At 43.8% G+C, this 20,714-nt stretch carries 21 protein-coding genes and 1 tRNA gene; 16 read left to right on the forward strand and 6 right to left on the reverse strand.

Features of this window, described 5'->3' with window-relative positions:
• Window position 1: 1 nt before the first annotated feature.
• The 11 genes from QUE61_RS01670 to QUE61_RS01720 all read left to right on the forward strand — a co-directional run bounded on the left by QUE61_RS01670 (window position 2) and on the right by QUE61_RS01720 (window position 9,227).
• Window positions 2-958, forward strand: coding sequence for an NAD-dependent epimerase/dehydratase family protein (locus QUE61_RS01670; protein ID WP_286307231.1), 957 nt, complete (start codon window positions 2-4; stop codon window positions 956-958).
• On the forward strand, window positions 958-1,809 hold the full coding sequence (locus tag QUE61_RS01675; protein ID WP_286307232.1) for an SDR family NAD(P)-dependent oxidoreductase: 852 nt from the start codon (window positions 958-960) through the stop codon (window positions 1,807-1,809). The genes QUE61_RS01670 and QUE61_RS01675 overlap by 1 nt, the downstream gene beginning before the upstream one ends.
• Window positions 1,806-2,816: a Gfo/Idh/MocA family protein gene (locus QUE61_RS01680; RefSeq protein ID WP_286307233.1), complete on the forward strand. Its 1,011-nt coding sequence runs from the start codon at window positions 1,806-1,808 to the stop codon at window positions 2,814-2,816. The genes QUE61_RS01675 and QUE61_RS01680 overlap by 4 nt, the downstream gene beginning before the upstream one ends.
• A complete protein-coding gene (locus QUE61_RS01685) occupies window positions 2,800-3,783 on the forward strand; it encodes a GHMP family kinase ATP-binding protein (RefSeq protein ID WP_286307234.1) in 984 nt (327 codons plus the stop codon). Before QUE61_RS01680 ends, QUE61_RS01685 begins: the two co-directional genes overlap by 17 nt.
• A complete protein-coding gene (locus tag QUE61_RS01690; protein ID WP_286307235.1) occupies window positions 3,783-4,496 on the forward strand; it encodes a nucleotidyltransferase family protein in 714 nt (237 codons plus the stop codon). The genes QUE61_RS01685 and QUE61_RS01690 overlap by 1 nt, the downstream gene beginning before the upstream one ends.
• On the forward strand, window positions 4,493-5,092 hold the full coding sequence (locus QUE61_RS01695; protein ID WP_286307236.1) for an SIS domain-containing protein: 600 nt from the start codon (window positions 4,493-4,495) through the stop codon (window positions 5,090-5,092). Before QUE61_RS01690 ends, QUE61_RS01695 begins: the two co-directional genes overlap by 4 nt.
• Before the next feature lie 18 nt (window positions 5,093-5,110).
• Window positions 5,111-5,638, forward strand: a complete 528-nt coding sequence (locus tag QUE61_RS01700; RefSeq protein ID WP_286307237.1) for a D-glycero-alpha-D-manno-heptose-1,7-bisphosphate 7-phosphatase — start codon at window positions 5,111-5,113, stop codon at window positions 5,636-5,638.
• Window positions 5,639-6,355, forward strand: a complete 717-nt coding sequence (locus tag QUE61_RS01705; protein ID WP_286307238.1) for a transaldolase — start codon at window positions 5,639-5,641, stop codon at window positions 6,353-6,355.
• An 88-nt stretch (window positions 6,356-6,443) separates the two neighbouring features.
• Window positions 6,444-7,178 (forward strand): FkbM family methyltransferase, encoded by a 735-nt coding sequence (locus QUE61_RS01710; protein WP_286307239.1) that lies wholly within the window; start codon window positions 6,444-6,446, stop codon window positions 7,176-7,178.
• 31 nt (window positions 7,179-7,209) lie between these two features.
• On the forward strand, window positions 7,210-8,478 hold the full coding sequence (locus QUE61_RS01715; RefSeq protein WP_286307240.1) for a glycosyltransferase WbuB: 1,269 nt from the start codon (window positions 7,210-7,212) through the stop codon (window positions 8,476-8,478).
• Window positions 8,479-8,501: 23 nt separating this feature from the next.
• Window positions 8,502-9,227: a sugar transferase gene (locus QUE61_RS01720; RefSeq protein WP_286307241.1), complete on the forward strand. Its 726-nt coding sequence runs from the start codon at window positions 8,502-8,504 to the stop codon at window positions 9,225-9,227.
• 88 nt (window positions 9,228-9,315) lie between these two features.
• On the opposite strand, the gene QUE61_RS01725 is transcribed toward QUE61_RS01720, so the two are convergent.
• Both QUE61_RS01725 and QUE61_RS01730 read right to left on the reverse strand, forming a co-directional pair.
• Window positions 9,316-9,966 carry a recombinase RecT gene (locus tag QUE61_RS01725; RefSeq protein ID WP_286307242.1) on the reverse strand — a complete coding sequence of 217 codons (651 nt, stop codon included), beginning with the start codon at window positions 9,964-9,966 and terminating at the stop codon, window positions 9,316-9,318.
• Window positions 9,963-10,982, reverse strand: coding sequence for a YqaJ viral recombinase family nuclease (locus QUE61_RS01730; RefSeq protein WP_286307243.1), 1,020 nt, complete (start codon window positions 10,980-10,982; stop codon window positions 9,963-9,965). The genes QUE61_RS01725 and QUE61_RS01730 overlap by 4 nt, the downstream gene beginning before the upstream one ends.
• Before the next feature lie 70 nt (window positions 10,983-11,052).
• Here QUE61_RS01730 and QUE61_RS01735 point away from each other — a divergent pair, with 70 nt between their 5' ends.
• The 3 genes from QUE61_RS01735 (at window position 11,053) to QUE61_RS01745 (ending at window position 13,069) form a co-directional block, all read left to right on the forward strand.
• A complete protein-coding gene (locus tag QUE61_RS01735; RefSeq protein WP_286307244.1) occupies window positions 11,053-11,289 on the forward strand; it encodes a helix-turn-helix domain-containing protein in 237 nt (78 codons plus the stop codon).
• A 242-nt stretch (window positions 11,290-11,531) separates the two neighbouring features.
• Window positions 11,532-12,023, forward strand: coding sequence for a hypothetical protein (locus tag QUE61_RS01740; protein ID WP_286307245.1), 492 nt, complete (start codon window positions 11,532-11,534; stop codon window positions 12,021-12,023).
• Window positions 12,024-12,139: 116 nt separating this feature from the next.
• Window positions 12,140-13,069 (forward strand): hypothetical protein, encoded by a 930-nt coding sequence (locus QUE61_RS01745; RefSeq protein ID WP_286307246.1) that lies wholly within the window; start codon window positions 12,140-12,142, stop codon window positions 13,067-13,069.
• Between the two features lie 95 nt (window positions 13,070-13,164).
• On the opposite strand, the gene QUE61_RS01750 is transcribed toward QUE61_RS01745, so the two are convergent.
• Window positions 13,165-14,280: an MraY family glycosyltransferase gene (locus QUE61_RS01750; RefSeq protein WP_286307247.1), complete on the reverse strand. Its 1,116-nt coding sequence runs from the start codon at window positions 14,278-14,280 to the stop codon at window positions 13,165-13,167.
• A gap of 222 nt (window positions 14,281-14,502) precedes the next feature.
• Here QUE61_RS01750 and QUE61_RS01755 point away from each other — a divergent pair, with 222 nt between their 5' ends.
• Window positions 14,503-17,019, forward strand: coding sequence for a beta strand repeat-containing protein (locus QUE61_RS01755; RefSeq protein WP_286307248.1), 2,517 nt, complete (start codon window positions 14,503-14,505; stop codon window positions 17,017-17,019).
• 239 nt (window positions 17,020-17,258) lie between these two features.
• Here the strand turns inward: QUE61_RS01755 and QUE61_RS01760 are convergent.
• From QUE61_RS01760 to tsaE, 3 genes are all read right to left on the reverse strand, one after another.
• A tRNA-Lys gene (locus tag QUE61_RS01760) sits at window positions 17,259-17,334 on the reverse strand.
• A gap of 178 nt (window positions 17,335-17,512) precedes the next feature.
• Window positions 17,513-18,895, reverse strand: a complete 1,383-nt coding sequence (locus QUE61_RS01765; protein ID WP_286307249.1) for an N-acetylmuramoyl-L-alanine amidase — start codon at window positions 18,893-18,895, stop codon at window positions 17,513-17,515.
• The gene (gene tsaE, locus QUE61_RS01770) at window positions 18,892-19,449 is read right to left on the reverse strand and encodes a tRNA (adenosine(37)-N6)-threonylcarbamoyltransferase complex ATPase subunit type 1 TsaE (RefSeq protein WP_286307250.1); all 558 of its coding nucleotides are present in this window, start codon (window positions 19,447-19,449) and stop codon (window positions 18,892-18,894) included. The genes QUE61_RS01765 and tsaE overlap by 4 nt, the downstream gene beginning before the upstream one ends.
• 46 nt (window positions 19,450-19,495) lie before the next feature.
• On the opposite strand from tsaE, the gene queG reads away from it, so the two are divergent.
• Complete coding sequence (gene queG / locus QUE61_RS01775; protein ID WP_286307251.1) at window positions 19,496-20,713, forward strand: tRNA epoxyqueuosine(34) reductase QueG; 1,218 nt, start codon at window positions 19,496-19,498, stop codon at window positions 20,711-20,713.
• Window position 20,714: the final 1 nt, after the last annotated feature.

The following is a 20,714-nucleotide window of genomic DNA, read 5'->3' on the forward strand; positions in this document are numbered from 1 at the left end:
GATGATTGTTGCTGTTACTGGGTGTGCTGGATTCATTGGTAGTAACTTGGTGGATAGGTTACTAGATTTTGGGTATGTGGTCACAGGAATTGATAATTTTTCGACTGGTCAAAAACGTTTCCTTAGTCAAGCTTTGCTTAATCCCAGGTTTAAATTGATTGAGATTGATCTATTGAATTTAGATGGTCTCAAGGTAGCGCTAAAAGACTGTGAGATCGTATTCCATTTAGCTGCGAATGCAGATGTTCGCTTTGGTACTGATCATCCCCATAAAGACTTGGAACAGAATACTATTGCCACTTTTAATGTCTTAGAGGCAATTCGTAGTAATGGCATAAAAAAAATTGTTTTTTCTTCTACAGGATCTGTGTATGGTGAGTCGCCTGTGATTCCCACACCTGAAGATGGGCCATTTCCAATTCAAACCTCATTGTATGGGGCTTCCAAAGCCGCATGTGAAGGTTTAATATCAGCATATTGTGAGGGTTTTGGAATTCAGTCTTGGATATTCAGATTCGTTTCTATTTTGGGAGAACGCTATACACATGGTCACATTTTTGATTTCTACCAAAAGCTTAAAAATAACCCCTCTTATTTGCCTGTTCTAGGAAATGGCAAGCAACGTAAGTCATATCTTTACATTCAAGACTGTATTGATGCAATTATGTTGGCGATACAAAAATCTGGGGAAAAAGTTAATATTTTTAATTTAGGCGTCTCAGACTATGTTGAGGTGAACGACTCAATTAGTTGGATTTGTCAAGAGTTAGCTGTTAGTCCAAGACTTGACTACTCTGGCGGTGATCGTGGATGGATTGGAGATAATCCATTTATCTTTTTAGATACAAATAAGATTCAATCATTAGGATGGAAGCCTAAGCTTGGAATACGGGAGGGTGTAATCAAAACTGTAGAATATCTACGTGCTAATGAATGGGTTTTTGTGAGCAGAAGGTAATGACAAAATTTGCATTAATTACCGGCGCCTCCAAAGGATTAGGGGCGCACCTTGTTCGACGATTTTGGTTATCTGGTTATAGTTTAGTCGTTGTAGCGAGAAAAATTAGAGATATTCAACTGATATTAAAAGATCTCCCAAATCGCAGCAGTCAGAAAGTCATACCTCTAACCTGTAATTTATGTGAAAGTAGCGAGATAACCTCCTTAATAAAGGATATTCAACGAGTAATACCCGATTTAAAAGTTTTAGTAAACAATGCGGCAATTCAGGGTCCAATTGGGCCATTTACTGATATTAGTCTTCAGGACTGGTATCAAACTTTACAAGTTAATTTATTTGCACCAGTTGCGTTATCTCAAGGCCTTATTCCTTTACTCAAGAAATCTGGTGGCGCATCCATCATCAATTTGTCTGGCGGAGGTGCCGCAAGTCCTCGTGCAAATTTTAGTGCTTATGCAACTGCAAAAGCTGGTTTGGTTCGATTCAGTGAGACTATAGCTGAAGAGCTAAGGGACCAAGACATTCGAGTTAATTGCATTGCTCCTGGAGCAATGAAAACCGGAATGTTAGAAGAGGTACTAAGAAGTGGGGGTGCAGCAGGTATTCATGAAACATCTATGGCAATTAAGGTTCTTGATGGTGGCGGAGCCTCAATGGATCGAGTTGCTGATTTGGCTCTCTTTTTGGCCAGTGATTCTAGCAAAAGAATTACTGGTAAGTTAATTAGTGCTATTTGGGATAATTGGGAACAGTGGCATCAGGACTTGGAATATCTTTCTCAGAGCGATGTTTACACTTTGCGTCGCATTATTGGTAGAGATCGTGATTTTCATTGGGGCGACAAGTGACGGAAAAAAAAAGTGTATTTGGCATAGGTATCATTGGATGCGGATTGATAGGTCAAAAAAGAGCAAATGCATTAGGTTCTGGCGGTAAGTTAATTGCATGTGCTGATATAGCTATTGATAGAGCTAACTCACTGGCCAATCGCTTTAACGCTAAATCATTTAATGATTGGAAAGATTTAATTTCAATGAATGAGATTGATATTGTGATCATCTCAACATTGCATGACTCTTTAGCAGAGATTACCTTGTCTGCAGTCAGTTCTGGTAAAAACGTATTAGTGGAAAAGCCTGCAGCACGAACTAGTGCTGAGCTGCAGCCAATTTTATTGGCATTACAGGAAAGTGGCGCAAAAGTTCATGTAGGCTTTAATCATCGCTACCATCGAGCACTAAGAAAGGCGAAAGAGATTGTTCTTTCTGGTGTTTTAGGTGAATTAATGTTTATACGTGCGCGCTATGGACATGGCGCTCGTTTGGGCTATGACAAAGAATGGCGTGCCGATCCTAAATTATCAGGAGGAGGCGAGCTAATTGACCAAGGCCCCCATCTGATAGATCTCTCGCGTTGGTTTTTAGGTGACTTTTCTGAAATCGATGGTTTTGCCCACACCTACTATTGGAGTATGCCAGTTGATGATAATGGATTTATGCTTTTAAAGACTCCCAAAAAGCAAGTGGCTTTTTTGCATGCTTCATGTACAGAATGGAAAAATCTTTTTTCCATGGAGATTTATGGCAAAAATGGAAAATTAGAGATTTCTGGACTGGGCGGCAGTTATGGATTAGAAAAATTGACTTATTACAAAATGCTTCCGCAGATGGGCCCCCCTGAGACCGTGTCGTGGGAGTACCCTATGGGTGACGATTCATGGGCTGTGGAGATGGCTGAATTTTATGAAGATATTCAATTAGATCGTACCCCTGCGGCCGGGCTAAATGACGCCTATCAAGCTCTAAAAATAATTGAAAAAATTTACAAGGATTCTGGATATGATTATTGCGCGTAGTCCACTTCGCATTACCTTGGGAGGCGGTGGAACTGATCTGGCTTCTTATTATGAAGACCATGAAGGTTTTTTAATTGCAGCAGCAATTGATAAGTATGTCTATGTAACAGTCATGCGGCCTTTTACGGAGGGTATTTATCTCAAATACAGTCAACTGGAGCATGTAGAAAAAACTTCAGATGTTCATCATCCGATTATTCGGGAGGCTTTGGACATTATGGATTTTCGTACGCCGCAAGTGGAAATCACCACACTTGCAGATATTCCCGCGGGTACGGGTCTCGGTTCTTCGGGCAGCTTTACTACTGCTTTGCTGAAGGCACTTTATACGCATCGTAAGCGTCACATACATCAAGAGGAGTTGGCTGAGTTAGCATGTCATATTGAGATTGAGCGCCTTGGAGAGCCTATTGGGAAGCAGGATCAATACGCTGCTGCCGTAGGGGGGTTAACTTGCTTTACTTTCCATAGAGATGGAAAAGTAACCGCTATTCCATTGAAGATTAGCATGGAGACTATGTTTGATCTTGAGGACAATTTACTGCTCTTTTTTACCGGTTTTTCAAGAAGCGCTAGCGGAATATTAAAAGATCAAAAGGAAAAGTCACAGCAAAATAATGCTGACATGATCGCCAATTTACATTATGTAAAAGATTTGGGGCATAGAAGTAAGGCGGCATTGGAGGTTGGGGATACCAAGTTATTTGGTCAGCTCATGCATGAACATTGGGAGCATAAAAAGCGTCGATCAGGCGGTATGAGTAACCCCAAGATTGACGAGTGGTATCAATTGGCTATAAGTAATGGCGCGATTGGTGGAAAGTTGGTTGGGGCTGGCGGCGGCGGTTTTTTGATGTTCATGGCAAAAGACCGCACTCAATTACGTCAGGCGATGGCTGGTGCTGGATTAGAAGAGGTGCGCTTTAGGTTTGATTTTGAAGGCACCAAGGTCATGATGTCATCCTAATGTTCTCAGTCGCAATATTAGCGGGTGGCTTGGCTACACGCCTACGCCCCATAACAGAAGAAATCCCTAAGTCACTCATTGAGGTAGCTGGCAAACCATTTATTTGCCATCAACTCGATTATCTTCGTAAACAAGGCATTAATTCAGTAGTTTTATGTATTGGATTTTTAGGTGAAATGATTCAAGAAGTTGTAGGGAATGGCTCTCGATGGGATATGCACGTTAGCTATTCTATAGATGGTCCAGCACTCCTAGGGACGGGGGGCGCACTCAGACAGGCCCTGCCATTGCTTGGAGAACATTTTTTTATTCTATATGGCGACTCTTATCTACCTATTGATTTTGGTGATGTGGGAAAAACCTATTTAGCTAGTGGTAAAAAAGGTTTAATGACCGTACTGAAGAATCAGAATCGTTGGGATAAAAGTAATGTGGAGTTTGCTGCCGGTCAAATTATTGAATATAACAAGACTGTAATACGACCTCAAATGCATTACATCGATTATGGCTTAGGCATACTGCAAAGAACCGTACTACGAGCTTACCCTCCTAGACGGCCATTTGATCTTTCCAAAGTTTATAATAATTTATCGTTAGTCGGAGAGTTGGCTGGCTATGAGGTTTTTGAGAGATTTTATGAAATTGGGTCATATCAAGGAATAGTGGATACTCAAGCTTATTTATTAAAGCAAGTAGAAAAGGGTGATTTATGAGTTATGCAGAGCAACATCTAACCGAAGCAGTTGAGATCATCAAAAAGATGGATACAGCCGCAATTGAAAAAATGGCAGATCTATTGGCTCAAGTTAAAACAGATGGTGGCCGAATCTTTTTTTTAGGTGTGGGTGGTAGTGCAGGGAACTGTTCGCATGCCGTGAATGATTTTCGAAAAATTGTGGGTATCGAATCTTATGCCCCCACTGATAACGTATCTGAGTTAACTGCACGCACAAATGATGAGGGATGGGCCTCTATTTTTGTTGAATGGCTCAAAATTAGCAAACTTTCCTCTAAAGATATGCTGTTCATTTTTTCTGTTGGCGGTGGCAATCTAGAAAAAAATATAAGCCCTAATTTAGTTGAAGCTTTAAAGTATTCCAAATCTGTCGGTTCTAGAGTAATTGGGGTGGTAGGTCGTGATGGGGGATATACCGCCCAAGTCGCCGATGCTTGCGTGATTGTTCCAACGGTAAATACCGATAATGTGACCCCACATTCAGAAGCCTTTCAGGCAGTAGTTTGGCACCTCTTGGTTTCACATCCTAAGTTAAAAGCAAATCAAACCAAATGGGAATCCACCGCTAAATAAGTTGGTGATATAAATTCATTGAGGCGCGCAGTCTTTTTAGATCGGGATGGGGTAATTAATCGGGCAATTGTGCGTGATGGTAAGCCCCACCCTCCGTCTTCATTGGCGGAGCTAGAAATTTTGCCGGGAGTTTATGAAGCACTCCAAAAGCTTCATGATGCAAATTATTTATTGATAGTTGTGACTAATCAACCCGATGTATCGAGAGGTGCTGTAAAGAGGGAAGACGTTGAGCTGATGAATGCTTTTTTGGCGTCTCAATTGCCAATAGACGGCTTTAAGACCTGCTATCACGATAGTAGCGATGGATGTAGTTGCAGGAAACCGTTGCCCGGTGCATTGCTTGAGGCAGCCCAGGAGCACAATATTGATTTGTCTAAAAGTTTTATGGTCGGGGATCGTTGGCGCGATGTTGAGGCGGGAGCTGCTGCTGGATGTAAGACCTTTTTTATAAATTACCGTTATGCCGAACAAAAACCAGATGCGCCCGATTTTATTGTGTCATCTTTATTAGAAGTAAAAAAAATTATCCTTGGAGAGTTTTAAATGAAAAAAGTAGAAGATTTAAAAGTGAAGATTTTTGCTGATGGGGCCGATAAAGCCGGAATGCTTGATATGTATCAAAAGACTTTTATCAAAGGTTTGACAACCAATCCCACTTTAATGAGGAAGGCGGGCATCACAGATTACCGAGCATTTTGTAAAGATATTCTAACTTTTATTAAAGATAAGCCCCTCTCATTTGAGGTCTTTTCTGATGATTTCAATGAAATGGAGCGTCAAGCTTTGGAGATTGCCAGTTGGGGAGATAACGTTTATGTAAAAATTCCCATCACTAATACCAGGCAAGAAACCTGTTACGCGCTAGTAGAAAAACTTGCAAATCAAAAGGTTAAATTGAATGTGACTGCAATAATGACTCTAGATCAGGTTCGCAATGTGGTTGCCGCTTTAGATCCAAATACTCCAAGTTACGTGTCAGTCTTTGCTGGTCGTATAGCTGATACCGGGAATGATCCAGTTCCACTCATGACCTCTGCTTTGGGCTTATTAAAGTCGGCACCTGCAGCTGAATTAATTTGGGCAAGTCCAAGAGAGTTATTGAATATATTTCAGGCTGATGAAATTGGTTGTCACGTTATTACGGTTACTAATGACATTCTTAAAAAATTGCCTCTTATTGGTTATGACTTAAAGGAGTACTCTTTGGATACCGTAAAAATGTTTTATACAGATGCAGTAGCCGCTGGCTTTAAGCTTTGATGATTCCTTCTTTTGCGGACAAATTTAGGATCATTGGTGATCCTAAGGCTTGAACATAGTTTTTACCCGCCTAGGATTGGTTAAATAAATGAGCATCGACTTATATATTATTCGCATCAAAAAAGCCGGTCGTATCCTGAGGTCTCCTAGGTTATTGCTCGCATTTTTTAGGTATGGTGTTTTTGCTGGTGTTGAGCACTACTCAGTTTTGAAACCTGGCTTTAAGACAATTGTTGATATAGGGGCTAATAAGGGACAGTTTGCTCTAGCCTGTCGAGAACGCATTCCTCATGCTCGTATAATTTCATTTGAGCCCCTAAAAGCCCCCGCAAAGAAATTTAAGACTTTATTTAGAAATGATGCCAGTGTCTGTTTGAAAGAAGTGGCAATTGGCCCCAAAACTATTCGTTCAGTGATGCATGTATCTGCCCACGAAGATTCCTCATCTTTACTACCTATAGGCCCCAATCAAATTGAATTCTATCCAGGTACTCAAGAGAAAAATATAATCGAGGTTGACGTAGCTCCGCTGACTTCATACTTAATGCCAGAGGATATAAATTCTCCTGCTATGTTAAAGCTTGATGTGCAGGGCTTTGAGATGGAGGCCTTAAAGGGTTGTGAGGCATTGATTGAAAAATTTGATTTTATTTATTGCGAATGTTCATTCATTGAACTGTATTCTGGACAAAAATTGGCTTATGAGATTATTGAGTGGTTACACCATCACAAATTTAATCTTATCGGAATTTTTAATTCTAACTATGATCTATCGGGCCAAGCTATTCAGGCTGATTTTTTATTTAAACAAAAATTTATTTAATTTGTAATGCCTTTTTTCAATTTTTTTTAAAATGAAAATAGTCATTCAATCCATAAATTTTCATCCGGATCTTATTGGAATAGGAAAATATACCAGTGAAATGGCGAGCTGGCTTGCCTCGAAAGGTCATGTCGTTCACGTAATAACTGCTCCCCCTTATTATCCACAATGGAAAATCAGATCAGGGTATAAAAAATACTTTTGGAGTAAAGAAACATGGTGCGGCGTAAAAGTTTGGCGCTGTCCAATTTGGGTTCCAATGAGGCCAAGTGGTGTCACAAGGATATTGCACCTAGCAAGTTTTGCGCTTAGTAGCTTTCCAATTATCTTAGCGCAAATATTTTGGCGTCCGAATATTATTTTTACCATTGAGCCACCTCTATTTGCAGCGTCTGCTGCGCTAATTACTGCTCGTATTGGTGGAGCTAAGGCCGTAATGCACATTCAAGATTTTGAGGTTGACGCAGCTTTTGATTTGGGTTTACTGAAGAATATATGGCTTAAAAAAATAATTCTAGGCATTGAGAAATTTTTACTAAAGCGCTTTGATTTAGTTTGTACAATTTCAAGATCAATGGTTAATAGGGTTCATAGTAAAGGTGTATTCGCTGAAAATGTTTACTTATTTCCCAACTGGGCGGATATTCAAGCTGTGCGTAGATTACCCTTAAATCTAAATGCAGCAAATGGTCAAGAGAAATTTTCCTATCGAGAGCTTTTAAAAATTCCTTCCGATTCAGTTATTGCTATGTATTCCGGAAATATGGGCGCAAAGCAAGGCTTGGAAATATTGGGGCAGGTTGCGATTCGATTTCAGCGGAATAATAAATCATCGCCCCCGATCCATTTTGTTTTTTGTGGTGATGGTATTGCTAAGGACAATTTGGTTAAGCAATGTGAAGATCTAAATTTTGTTCATTTTTTGGAATTGCAGCCAACAGAGAGATTATCACAATTTTTGGCGACGGCTGATATACATTTGTTGCCCCAACTTTCCGGCGCTGCAGATTTAGTTTTGCCAAGCAAACTCATCGGAATGATGGCTAGCTCAAGACCTGTACTAGCTTGTGCTCAAATGGGAACTGAGCTTGCCAACATAGTTCTACATTGTGGCCTGATAGTGCCACCAGAGGACCCCGACGCTTTTTATGAGGCCCTACTAATTTTGAGCGCCGATAAGGATTTTAGGCAAAAACTTGGAGCGGCAGGATATAGTTATGTATCCAAAAATTTGAATAAAAACGATATTTTGCTCAGCTTTGAATCTAGGTTAAAAAAAATATTACCGTCTGGGCTTTAATTTATTTAAATTAAATAATTAATATGATGTTAAACATTAATGAGCCAACAGAGGCTTTTCCTTATAAACCTCCGACAGCAGAAATAGTTAAAAAGTATCCTCATATTTTTGAAATAAAACAAACGCTCCCCCCCCGCTTTTTTAAAGTTCTTTTTGACAAAATAACTGCACTAATATTTTTAGTAATTTCAGTGCCAATACTAATACTACTTAAACTAGCTTTTGTTATTGAGGGTTGGCTTATTCCGGAAAATTCTGGCCCCATGTTCTTTTATTACAATGGTATAAGTGCAGGAAAGGTGATTCCTAAATATAAGATTCGTCTAATAAAGACAAAATATATCGATCCTGAGGGTGCAAAACGGCACGATTGGATTGCTTATTCCGCAGAGTGGACTCCAAATAGTCGCACTTATATTGGTCAATTTGTTAAGAAATTCTATCTTGATGAATTGCCTCAGTTTTGGAGTGTCCTTAAAGGTGATATGAGTATTGTTGGTCCACGTCCATTATCAGTATTGCATTATGAGAGAGATCGTGCCCAGGGCAATGTCACTCGATTTTTATTGCGTGGCGGTCTTTTGGGACTAGGTCATATTAATAAGGGTACCACTGAGATGGGAAATCCAGTTTACGAATATGAATATGTTGATCAGTATCTAAAGCGCTCATCATTCAGTTTGTTGTGTCTTGATCTTTGGATTATTTGGAAGGGCATATTGGTCATTGTTAAGGGCGGTGGTCATTGATCTTGTTGGCCCTAATAATTATCAATCACTTTGGATAGTTGATGTTGTAATGAATTTTGGTGGCGCATGTATTAAGCTTATGAATTATTTATATCAACTTTTGTCTCAGTATCGCCTTACGATCCGGTGCGCTCTGACTTGCGTACACCATCGCTGGCTTTTCCAGCATTGGTGGTGTTATCGGTATTTTCAATTCCGGCACACTAATCCCAAATGCCAGTCGTGCGCACTGTTGTAGGGTTTTATGTCGCAACATCCGCCTCGGCATTTGATTCCAGATGGGATGATCGGTTTTGAGTTCTGCGTAGTATTCCCGCACAGTCATCGGTTGGATGAGATCTGCGCGATAGATAGAGCACTCCATCCAAATCGGAATGCCCTCCTCGATTTCAGTGGCTTGACTAAAGGTGAGCCCCTTAAAACTGGGTTCCCGGTGGACCATGGCAATCCAGCCATCAATCGGTATATATACTTCATAGCTTCCATCTAGATTGAGTTCCCAGTCAATCTGACCCAATATGGGATTGAGCTGATAGCGTTTAGCAACCCTTAGGATCAATTTCAAGACCTCTTTGGGAACTACCGCTTCTTTAGTCCAATCACTGAGTTCTTGAGTGATTATCCCAAAGGTATTGGCCACCTCCGTCACCAATGTATCCAGTTTGGGATCGCTGGGTGGATTGGGTGGATCCTCTTCCAAAAGATCCTCGGGTAAATCTTGAATGGATGCTCTCTTCATAAAGCCACCCCTTCCATTGCTTTTTCCTCAAGGATTAGTTCATATGGCATCAGTTCCTCTGGTAAATCCTTCACTACAAACCGCCGACTGCTCTGAACTGGACTTTGGTAAGCCTTTACTAGCTCGGGATGCTCTAGACCCAAGCGTTTGGTATCAATCCGATAGGAAGCTTTCGGAGCCTTCCAGGTAATTACAGGTTTGCCAAGGTAAGTCAGCACTTCAGCATCCGCCATGGTTTCCATGAGGGCTTGCTTAATCCCATCAATTTGCACCTCTTCAACCTGAGTCTGAGACTCCAAGGCTTTGAGCTTTCGGATGAGTTCTAATGCTTCCGAGGAAGCTTCTAGCGTTTTACCAATACTCGCTCGCTGAAAGAGTGCTTGGCAATCATCAATGGATTGAGGCTTGGGCGGCATGTCTTTCTGAACATGCTCGGTCCAAAAGAAGGCGGCTTTCTCGAACATTAAGGACTCAAGCTCAACATCTCGGGTAACCGTATAGACCCTAAGATCTGACCCTCCCAAGAGCACGGCAACATCAATCTCTGATAGATTGGTAATGCCTAAGTACCACAAGCACTGACAGAGATAGGGTAGGGGAATGGCATCGGTTCCCGGTTCACCCCAATCACTTTGACTGTAATGATTAGCGGTTTTGCATTCCAAAAGCTTCTTGGCATTAAGACCTCCGTCAGAATGAAAGAGAGGTAATTCTTTCTTCTCCAACACAAAGCGATCAATGTGCCCCACGCAAAAGGAATACTGAGGATGAGCCAGACCCTCTGAATGTTCAATCAGATGCTCTCCGGTGAGCAGAGCGTATTCATCGGCAATAAAGGACTCCGCAAACGAACCAAAGCGCAGGGCAAAACTATCTTTGTGATCTACGCGCTTCCCTGTTTTCTCCAACCACACATCCATGGCCGAGCAGTACTTGGAGACCCCGAGAATCGCTCCAATATCACTGCCACCTAGGAAAGAAGCCCGATTGTGTGTAAAATCTTGATTATTAAGCATTTTTTAATCCTTTCATATTAATAATTAATAGATACTTAGTAATTATTACTAATAATATATTAAAAATAACTTGATTACAAGCGATCAAATTCGTGCTGCTCGAGCCTTGTTGCGATGGAGCGGGAAGGACTTGGCTGATAAAACAGGTCTAGGTTTTTCTACTTTGATGCGTTTAGAGGTACTTGAGGGAGTACCTAGTGCTCAGGCAAAAACACTAGAGATCATTCAAAAGACTTTTGAAGAGGCTGGAGTTGAATTCATTGGTACCCCTGAATCTGGAGCAGGGGTGCGGTGGAAAATCCAATAAGTAATTTTAAATTGCTTCAAATCCGCTATTCGGGCCATGCGAACCGCAGAATATTAAAAATTCTGGATTTCTAATTATTTAATATTCCCCACCGCAAATATCGGCGGCGACCTCTCATGCAAGTTGATCATCCGTGCGGGGACTGTCGCCAAATAGCATCCGCTGTGAGTTTTGGTATTTCATGATAATTTACTGGCCATACTAATCACTTGGACTTTGATGACTCTATCAAAACGTTTGATATGACATCCATCACATTTCCATTGCATCCAGCGCTGATGTATCGCAAGCGCTCTATTCGGCGTGAAGTACGCGAAGCACTCACGCGCTACCAATTCCCAAGCGAGGTTTTTAAACAGGTCGAAGATATTCTGGTGCGGCAGATTCGCATCTCACGGCTAATAAATCGCCATGTTCCAGCCACGCGCTTTAAAAATACCCAGGATGTGCTCGACCGTTTTGATGCGGAGCGCTTTGTGTGGCCCAAAGGTCGGGGTCGTAAAAATGAGGATCTCAAGCGCGCCCACCTGATGTCGACTTTATTTCGGGTGTGGGTGATTGGTTTTGGCGAGGAGCCCAAAATTAACAATAGGGGCTTTGCCCGCACCCCGTTTGTGCAATTTGCCCATCTGATTTTGCGCCATGAGGGCATTGGGAAGCTAGAGATGCACTTAGAAGGCTATCAATCCTATCGCAAAAGAGCATTGCAAGGCGTGTCAGTCACCGCAGCTTAATGGCGAGAGCAAAATCTCGCGATTAAACGGGGGGTAGTTTTGCCCTTTTGGGCCTTACCAACTCTTGTTTTTCTTTCTATATTTGATGCTCCGATAACCCTTATTAAGGAGCAAGCATGACACAAGCAAATGTAATTGCCATTCAAGCCATCACCGAGATCACTGGTGATGATTATGTAACCTCGAATCAAGAGCTGGCGGTCACTGAGATGCCAAAAACCAAGATCGATCGTAAGCCAGCGAATAAGTCAGGACCTAAATCTCAGGCGGGCAAACAAAAATCTGCGCGCAATGCCTTTAAAAGCGGCTTTTTTAGTAAAGGCCTTTTGCCTTGGGAAGATGCTAAGCGTCAAGAAGCGCAGTGGCAAGCATTAGTGGACTATTGGGGTGCGCATGATCCCGCCCGGGTGGGCTTACTTCGCGGTTTGGAGTTTGCTCTCTTGCAGCAAGAGCGCCTCATGGTGATCGAGCGCGATAAGATTTTGGGAGCGATGCAATCGGTTGATGTGGCCTTGGAATTTTGTAAGCGCGCTGGTTTATCGACGATTACCTACATGAACCTGCCCACCTGGTTTTTCACCATCGACGATGAGGGTGAAAAAGAGTGGGCAATCACTGTTGGGAATATTTGTTTGGAGGCGCTTCATTTAAAAGAGCAGTACCACGATCGCTTAGTTGGGCAGATTCCAAAAGACTATCCGCATTTATACAGGTATGTCATGGATCAACACAAAACGAGCCCCTCGTTTTTGATTGCCCTGGGGCAGGTCTATAAACAACAGACGCCTATTTTGAATCTCGCGGCTCTGATTAATGAATTGTACGAGCGCTACCCACACCATTTGACCTGGGCACAGGCCCCCGAGCGGTATCAATTGCTCATCAATGGTTTACGTTCGGACGTGACTGAGAAGTTAGTGGACGTTGATAAGAGTTATGCGCGCGCCGCCGCGATTCAAAATCGTGTCCTCAAATCACTTGCTGGATTGGCCGCCATGAATCAGCAAGAAGTCCAGGCATCGGCCGCTAAGCGCTTATCGGAGTGAGTGTTTTAAAAAACGAACCCCTGAATTCATCAGCGAAATCAGGGGGTTAGCATTTAGCGGATCGATCAATTGGGCAAAAGGATTATTTGGATCTATCAGTCGATTGATTTACTGATTGATTTACTTTTTTTTGGGGGGCTGCCTAACCAATTGGGAGTGCGAAAGGTGACGATTTGTCGATAGGTGAGGTTATAGAGAATTACAAAAACCACGGCACTTGCCATGAGCGCTGGGGTGGAGTTCCACCATAAAAGCGCTGGAATGACACCTACGCTTGAGAGCACCCAAAGGTAGGGGGAGGTTTTGGCATTGGCCCAATAGGACTGATCACCTGGGTGCGCCCAGCGCATAATGCGTCGGTAAATGAGACTATGAAAATGCGCACCATCGGGCAGACCCGGGTTCTTGCCTTGATGGACACTACGTCGCCAAATCGTAAAGAGCGTTTCAAAAATCGGATAGGCATTGACCATGATGGCAAACCAGGGCGAGACGCTGGAATTGCGCGCGACTAACGCAATCGATAGCACAGCAATGACAAAGCCAATCAGATAGGCTCCACCGTCGCCTAAAAAAATGAGACCCCTTGGATAGTTCCAAAGAAAAAACCCTGCAATTGCACCGATTAGAATGAATGCAAGATGCAGTACCAAGGGATCACTCACCTTAAAGGCTACATAGGCAATCGCAAGGCAAGTAATAATGGCGACCATGCTGGCAAGTCCATTAAAGCCATCAATAATGTTATAGGCGTTCGAGAGCCCCGTAACCCCAAAGGCTAAAAAAAGGATTACAAACCAGGGGTGATTCAGCCAAACGTCAAGTGCGCCAAAACCAAAGCGCATGGTGGTGATATCAAAAAACCATAAAAATAGAAGACCCGCGATAAAGCCGGCAAGGAGTCGCATTTTCACACCCACGCGTTTGGTGAGATCTTCCGCAATGCCGGCGATAAAGACGGGAAGGCTGGCAACCAATACCAGCACGAGGAGCATGCCAAGCGTTGGGTTGACGATCCATTGGTAGAGCGTTGCAATCGCAATTCCCATTAATATGGCCACGCCACCGATACGAGGGGTGATGGCTGTATGAAACTTTTGGGGACCATCAAAATCATGATCGCCACTGACATGATTATGCAAATGCTGATAGCGAATTACAAAGCCGGTGAGGATAACGCTCGTCGCAAAAGAGAGGATTAATAACCACATCACTTCATTATAAATCTTAAAACGAATTCATTCCAAAAATTTAGGATCTAAACCAAGGCTGCAACTTATAGTTTTGAAACATATTCAAAGATGAAGGTGCTGGATCAACTACATCAAAAAATTAAAGTAAAAATACCTAAAGTAGTATTATTGATATTAGAATCACCTTTCCTTCGTAAACTCCCTTTCCTGGGTGGGGGTCAATAATTTGAGGTTAATTAAGTGTTTAGATTAAAAAACTCCGTATCCCATATTGCGCTTTGCATATTCCTTGGTGTTTTTTGGGGTTCGGCAAGTTATGCCCAATCAACATTTCTAATACAAGAAGACGCAACCTTAAGTTATGACGCAAATACCAGTACTTATTACGTGACCGATAGCAATGGCACGTTTCCTGCTTCATTCCCCTTAGGATTTATTAACGCAACCATTCCAACCGCTCCTGTCACGGTCAACATTGATGTTGGCAATACTTCTCCATCCAATACATACCCATCGTCTAATATTGAATATTTAATTATTGATAGCGATAGCATCAACATCAATGCTATTTCAGGTTTTATGCCCATCCAAAATGGCAATCTGCTTTCCGCGGGTTATAACATTGATAATGTAGTGGTAGCAAGAGATGTGGTATTTTCATATCCTTCATTACTATTGAATACGACAGTCCCTTTAATTAGCAATAACGGCACTATAGGACTGATTGAAAATCTAGGCTCGCTCACCAATACCTATACTGGTATTTACAACACTGGTACTATTAATCAGATTACTAACACGGGCACCATCTCCGTATATGATGAAAGTACTATCAAAAATACTAATGGTGCAACGATTAACAGTATTGTTAACGGTGGAAACATTTTAGCCACTGGAATTACTGGACTTCAACCAAATATCGGTATCGAAAATACTAGTTTTTCCACAATCGGTAGCATACAAAATACGGGGACTATTGCGGGTGATTCAGGTGGATCTGGAAATAACACTTTTGGTATCCTGAACAGCGCTGTAAATTCTATAACTACTGTTACAAATTCAGGAGTAATCTCAGCAACGGGAGATGCTACTGCAGGTTATGCGCAAGCTATTGGAAACTATGGCTCAGTTACAAATATCACCAATCTCTCTGGCGGCCAAATTACTGCAACATCTCCGTATTCCGGTCTTGGCGGTGGTGCCTGGGGTATTTACAATGGAACCCTGATATCTGGAACAATTACAAATGCAGGAACTATTTCAGCTTATGGCTCTATAACTGCATATGGTATTCAAAATGAAGGTACGATCGCCGCGATAAGTAATACTGGACTTATTACTGGAGCAGGGTATGGTATCGACAATACTGCGACTGGAACCATAACCACAATAACCAACGATATTGGGGGAGCAATCAGTGGTGCCCTCGCCAGTATTAATAACCTTGGAACAATCAATACACTGAATAACGCTCAGGATAGTTTGACCTTCACTGGGCGTCTTCCTCAAAATTACGGAATCATTCTCGGCTCTACTGCATCCGCTTATGGTAAGTTGACAGTAACCTCTGCAACCAGCTGGGATGGTGCAAGTGGCACTACTAACTTCGGTATTTATGGTGGCTCAGTAAAGTCTACTCGCTATGCTGGAGTTATTTCTGGTGTGACTGCCAGCCTACTTACTTCATCATCATTGACTGGAACGTATACCAGTGGCGGCAAGACCTATGCTTATACCCTCGCTTTAGAGTCGGGTAGCGTTGATGTTTGGGAATTATTATTTCCAACCTACTACGCCGGGCCTTCGATCGCCAATACCAATCAATCTTTAGTTAACACCGCTTCTGTATTGCAAGGCACCTATGCATTACAAAACTCAATACTTGCTAATAGCTTTACTTATGACTGTAATGTCTTTGGTGCCAATAATGTCTGCGTGTCTGCAGGCGGTCGTAATACTGCTGTTCAAGCCGCAAATGGTCTGAATAATACAAGCGCACTCCTCATTGCTGCTTATCGCCTCACTAAAAATTTCCGTATTGGCGCTTATGCTGACCAAAATTTATCAGTGACCAATCCGGGCGGTACTGTGAACTTGGGTAACAGCACACCGCTTGTTGGCCTTTTCGGCGCTTGGAATCAACGTCTAAACGGTACTGGTGCTGAAGTCAAAGTAGCGGCCGCATATGGTCAAAAGAATGCGACCATCACTCGCTCAGCAGTCGGTTCTGGAGATGGCGCCTCAGAAGCGGGATCTGGCTCATCCCAGCTCAATAGCTTAGGTGTGCAAGCAACGGCTAAATATGGCTTTGGAATTACTCAAGACCTGATTGTCTCCCCGTATTTTGGTGTGCGCTATACCCAAAATAACATGGGTGGCTATACCGAAGCAACATCAAGCTCAGTGACCGCACCGCTTACGTATTCCGCCTTAAATACCAATGCCACGACTGCATTGGCTGGAATTGGTGCTAGCTATCGAGTAACCCCAAGCTTAACGACCTTTGCAAGTGCTGGTGTTGAAACTGATACTAATACTGCTAATGGCACCTATACCGCCAGCAATGCGTCGATTGGTGCGCTTACGCCGGTGAACTTTAATGCCAATCCTGTCAAAACCAGATCCACTGCAACGCTCGGTGGCTATTACGATATCCTCAAGAACCAACGCATTGGCATCACTGGTATCTATCGACAAGAAGCCTATCAGGCCGTATCTACAACTACAGTGCTGGCGACCTACACGATTGGTTTTTAGGCCCATGTAATTGGTTAACTTAGCTGTGGATAAATATTAAGGGTAAATATTTGCCGCAATGGCGGCTTGAAAATTTGTTGATGTAAATTTAAACGCTAATAAATGTTTAAACTCATCTAGGCTTCTTATCTTATTTTCAGAACCCGCAAACGATCATCGTAAAAATGATCGCGTTTGATAAATCAATATAGTTTATAGCGGTGTGTAAACCATGCGACCGGTTTACACCCGCTTTGTAATGGTGGGTCGGGCGAGACTCGAACTCGCGACCAACGGATTAAAAGTCCGCTGCTCTACCGACTGAGCTACCGACCCAGTGTGGTGTTGCTAGATTCAAAACTGAACGAGCAAGAAATTTGCCAAATGAGAATGCTGCATGAAAACCGCTTTAATTCATTAATTTAGCAAAACCAAGATTATAGCAAGATGTTGGGAGCTTACTGGGTCCCCCGTTTTGACTTCTGGCTTATCTTCACCTGACGATGAATTGCTCCTAGCTGCGCCGTGCCATGGGTGGGTTTTTGGCAAAGTAATCCTTAATGCCCGCCAAAATCGCATCTGCTATCCGCTCTTGGTAGGTCTCATCATTGAGCCTTTTTTCCTCTTGGGGGTTACTAATAAACGCGGTCTCAATCAGGATCGAGGGAATATCAGGAGCTTTTAAGACCGCAAAGCCGGCTTGCTCGACGCGGTTCTTGTGTAGTGGCGCAAAGTTACCAATGTTGCGTAAGACCGAGTTACCCACCCGTAAAGAATCGTTGATCTGCGCCGTGGTCGACATATCAAGAAGTAAATGCGCGACTTGCTTATCCTTGGTTTTGATGTTGATCCCACCAATGAGATCCGAGGCATTTTCTTTATTGGCCATCCAGCGCGCGGCAGAACTCGTCGCTCCTTGTTGAGAAAGTGCAAAGACCGATGCTCCTTTCGCATGCGGCTGAATAAACGCGTCTGCATGAATCGAGATAAAAAGGTCGGCTTCCACTTGCCGTGCTTTAAAGACGCGGCGATGCAGGGGCACAAAGTAATCGCCATCGCGGGTTAAAAAGGGCCGCATCGAGTCTTCTTGATCGATCTTACTCTTTAAGCGCTTGGCAATCGAGAGCACAATGTTTTTCTCGTGCGAGCCTCGTGCGCCAATCGCGCCTGGATCCTCGCCCCCGTGACCGGGGTCAAGTGCTACCGTAATTAAGCGCTTAAAGGGAATGCGTTGGGTGTTAGCAGTGGTGGCGCTTGGTGGACTCAGTGGGCTTTGTTGAGTGGTACTGGAACCACCCTTTTTACTGGGAGCGGTATCTTTTTTGGCAAAGGCAGCAATCGGGTCATCCTCAGCTGCACTCCCTTTTGGATTTTTCGCCTGTTCTTCTGCCAATAACTTCTCTTTTCTGGCGGACTCTTTCACCAGTTGCATGAGTGGATCGGGAGGATTAGTGGGATAGAGATCAAAGATCAAGCGGTATTGATACTCGGCAATCGGCTCAAGGGTGAAGAGTTGGGGTTTGACCGCTTCTTTGAGATCAAATACGAGACGTACCACGGTCGGTTGGAATTGCCCCACCCGAATTTGCGCCACATAGGGATCATTGGGTTTGACCTTCGCGACCAAATCTTTCAAGGTGGGGTTGAGTTCCAAGCCATCAATATCGACCACCAATCGATCAGGACCTGTGAGTAGTTGATGAGAAATCGGCAATGCCTTATCCGATTCTAGGGTGATGCGCGTGTAATCCTCCGAGGGCCAAATGCGCACCCCTAAGAGTTTGGCACCGCTATTGGCTTGCACCAGTTCACTTTCAGTTAGCAAGAGATAAAGCACACCCAGTGACCCCATCGACTGCAGCCCTTGCGAAATCATCTGGCGACGTTTGGGGTTCATGGATTGATTGATGATTGGGTGATGAGGGATTGAAGGACGGCTTCACCCTTAGGGGTCTGTGCGGCAATTTCAACCGTTCTCGCAAGCTCGGATTCATGGTCTTGGGGATGAATGAGGGTGATCGCAAGATCCATCGTGGGAAGCGTGTGCTCGGCTTTCTCTGGCCACTCAATGATGCACAGCGTCGGGTATTCGGAATGCGTGAAGTGCTCTAAGAGACCAGCATCGCCCCATTCGGCTGGGCTTTGCATGCGGTAGAGATCAAAGTGAAAGACGTGGAGTGCTTGATTGGGTAAATCCAAAATGTGCTCTTCACACAGGCTATAGGTCGGACTTTTGACATTGCCCTGATAGCCCATTGCTTGGAGCAGGTAACGGGTGGCGGTGGTTTTGCCTGCTCCTAGATCCCCATTCAGATTCATAAAGAGTGATTGAGGTTTTTCGGGGGTAGAGGCATAAAACGCAAGAATTGCATTGGCGAGCAGTTGCACCGCCTCTGCGGTGGCCTTCTCATCTTTACAATGGATCGTATGGTTGATTGCCAAGCGCGTCATGACCTCGTGCGTTCACACTCATTTAGGGATGGATTCTAAATTGCCCATGCATTCTCACGCATTTTCGCAAGAATTGCACACCCAGTGGGGAGCGTTGCGTACTTGGCTAAATACCCGTGCCAAGGAGTTGGGTTTTGGGGAAGTACGCATTACCGATACCGATGTCAGTCATGCTCACCCTCATTTAGTAGAGTGGTTAGAGGAGGGTCGTCATGGCCAGATGGCCTATATGGAGCATCACAAGGATCTGCGTTCCGACCCGAGCCGTTTACAAGCAGGCGCGATTCGTAGCATTTGCCTCACCATGCCGTATTTGAGTAAGCGAAGTAAGTTTCATGAGCAGCATGGGCAGCCTGAGCCGCATGAGATAGATGCGTCTTCAGTCGAGCAAATCGTTCAGCGTGAAGAGAAGCGTCTCTTGGAGAGCGATCAAGCGGTGGTTTCACTCTATGCCAGAGGGCGGGATTATCACAAGGTGATTCGCTCGCGCTTACAAATCTTAGCGATGGAGCTAGAAGAAAAACTACAAGCGGCGTTCAGTGAACTAAATCATTCCTTACAATACCGCGTCTTTACCGACTCTGCGCCGCTCATGGAGGTGGAGTTGGCGCGCAAAGCCGGTTTGGGCTGGCGGGGTAAGCACACCTTGCTGCTTAATCGCGACTCCGGGTCGTTTTTCTTCTTAGGCGAAATCCTCATTAACGTCCCATTACCAATCGATGCGCCTGTGGAGGCGCATTGCGGATCTTGCCAGGCGTGCATGGATATTTGCCCCACAAATGCAATTGTTGCTCCTTATCAAATGGATGCCAGGCGTTGCATTTCCTATTTAACAATTGAGCATCACGACGCAATTCCAGTGGAGTTTCGAAGCGCCATGGGTAATCGCATCTATGGCTGCGATGATTGCCAACTCGTATGCCCCTGGAATAAATACGCCCAGCTCTCGACCGTAGCGGATTTTGGGGAGCGAAATGGATTGGGAAGTGCATCACTACTGGAACTCTGGAGCTGGAGCGAAGCACAGTTTATCGAGCGCCATGCAGGTAGCGCCATTTTGCGCATTGGCTATGAGCGCTGGCGACGCAATCTAGCCGTTGCTCTGGGAAATGCTTTGGCATCGAATCTTGATGATGAAGTAAAGAGGGAGATTGTTTGGCACTTACAAGAGGCCTTACCGAGCGCCAGCCCATTGGTCGCCGAGCATATCTCATGGGCGCTCAGTCGAGATAGCTCACAAGATCCCCAAGGGTCAAGCCGCTAAA

This window comes from Polynucleobacter sp. HIN5, assembly GCF_030297555.1.
Lineage (GTDB): Bacteria > Pseudomonadota > Gammaproteobacteria > Burkholderiales > Burkholderiaceae > Polynucleobacter.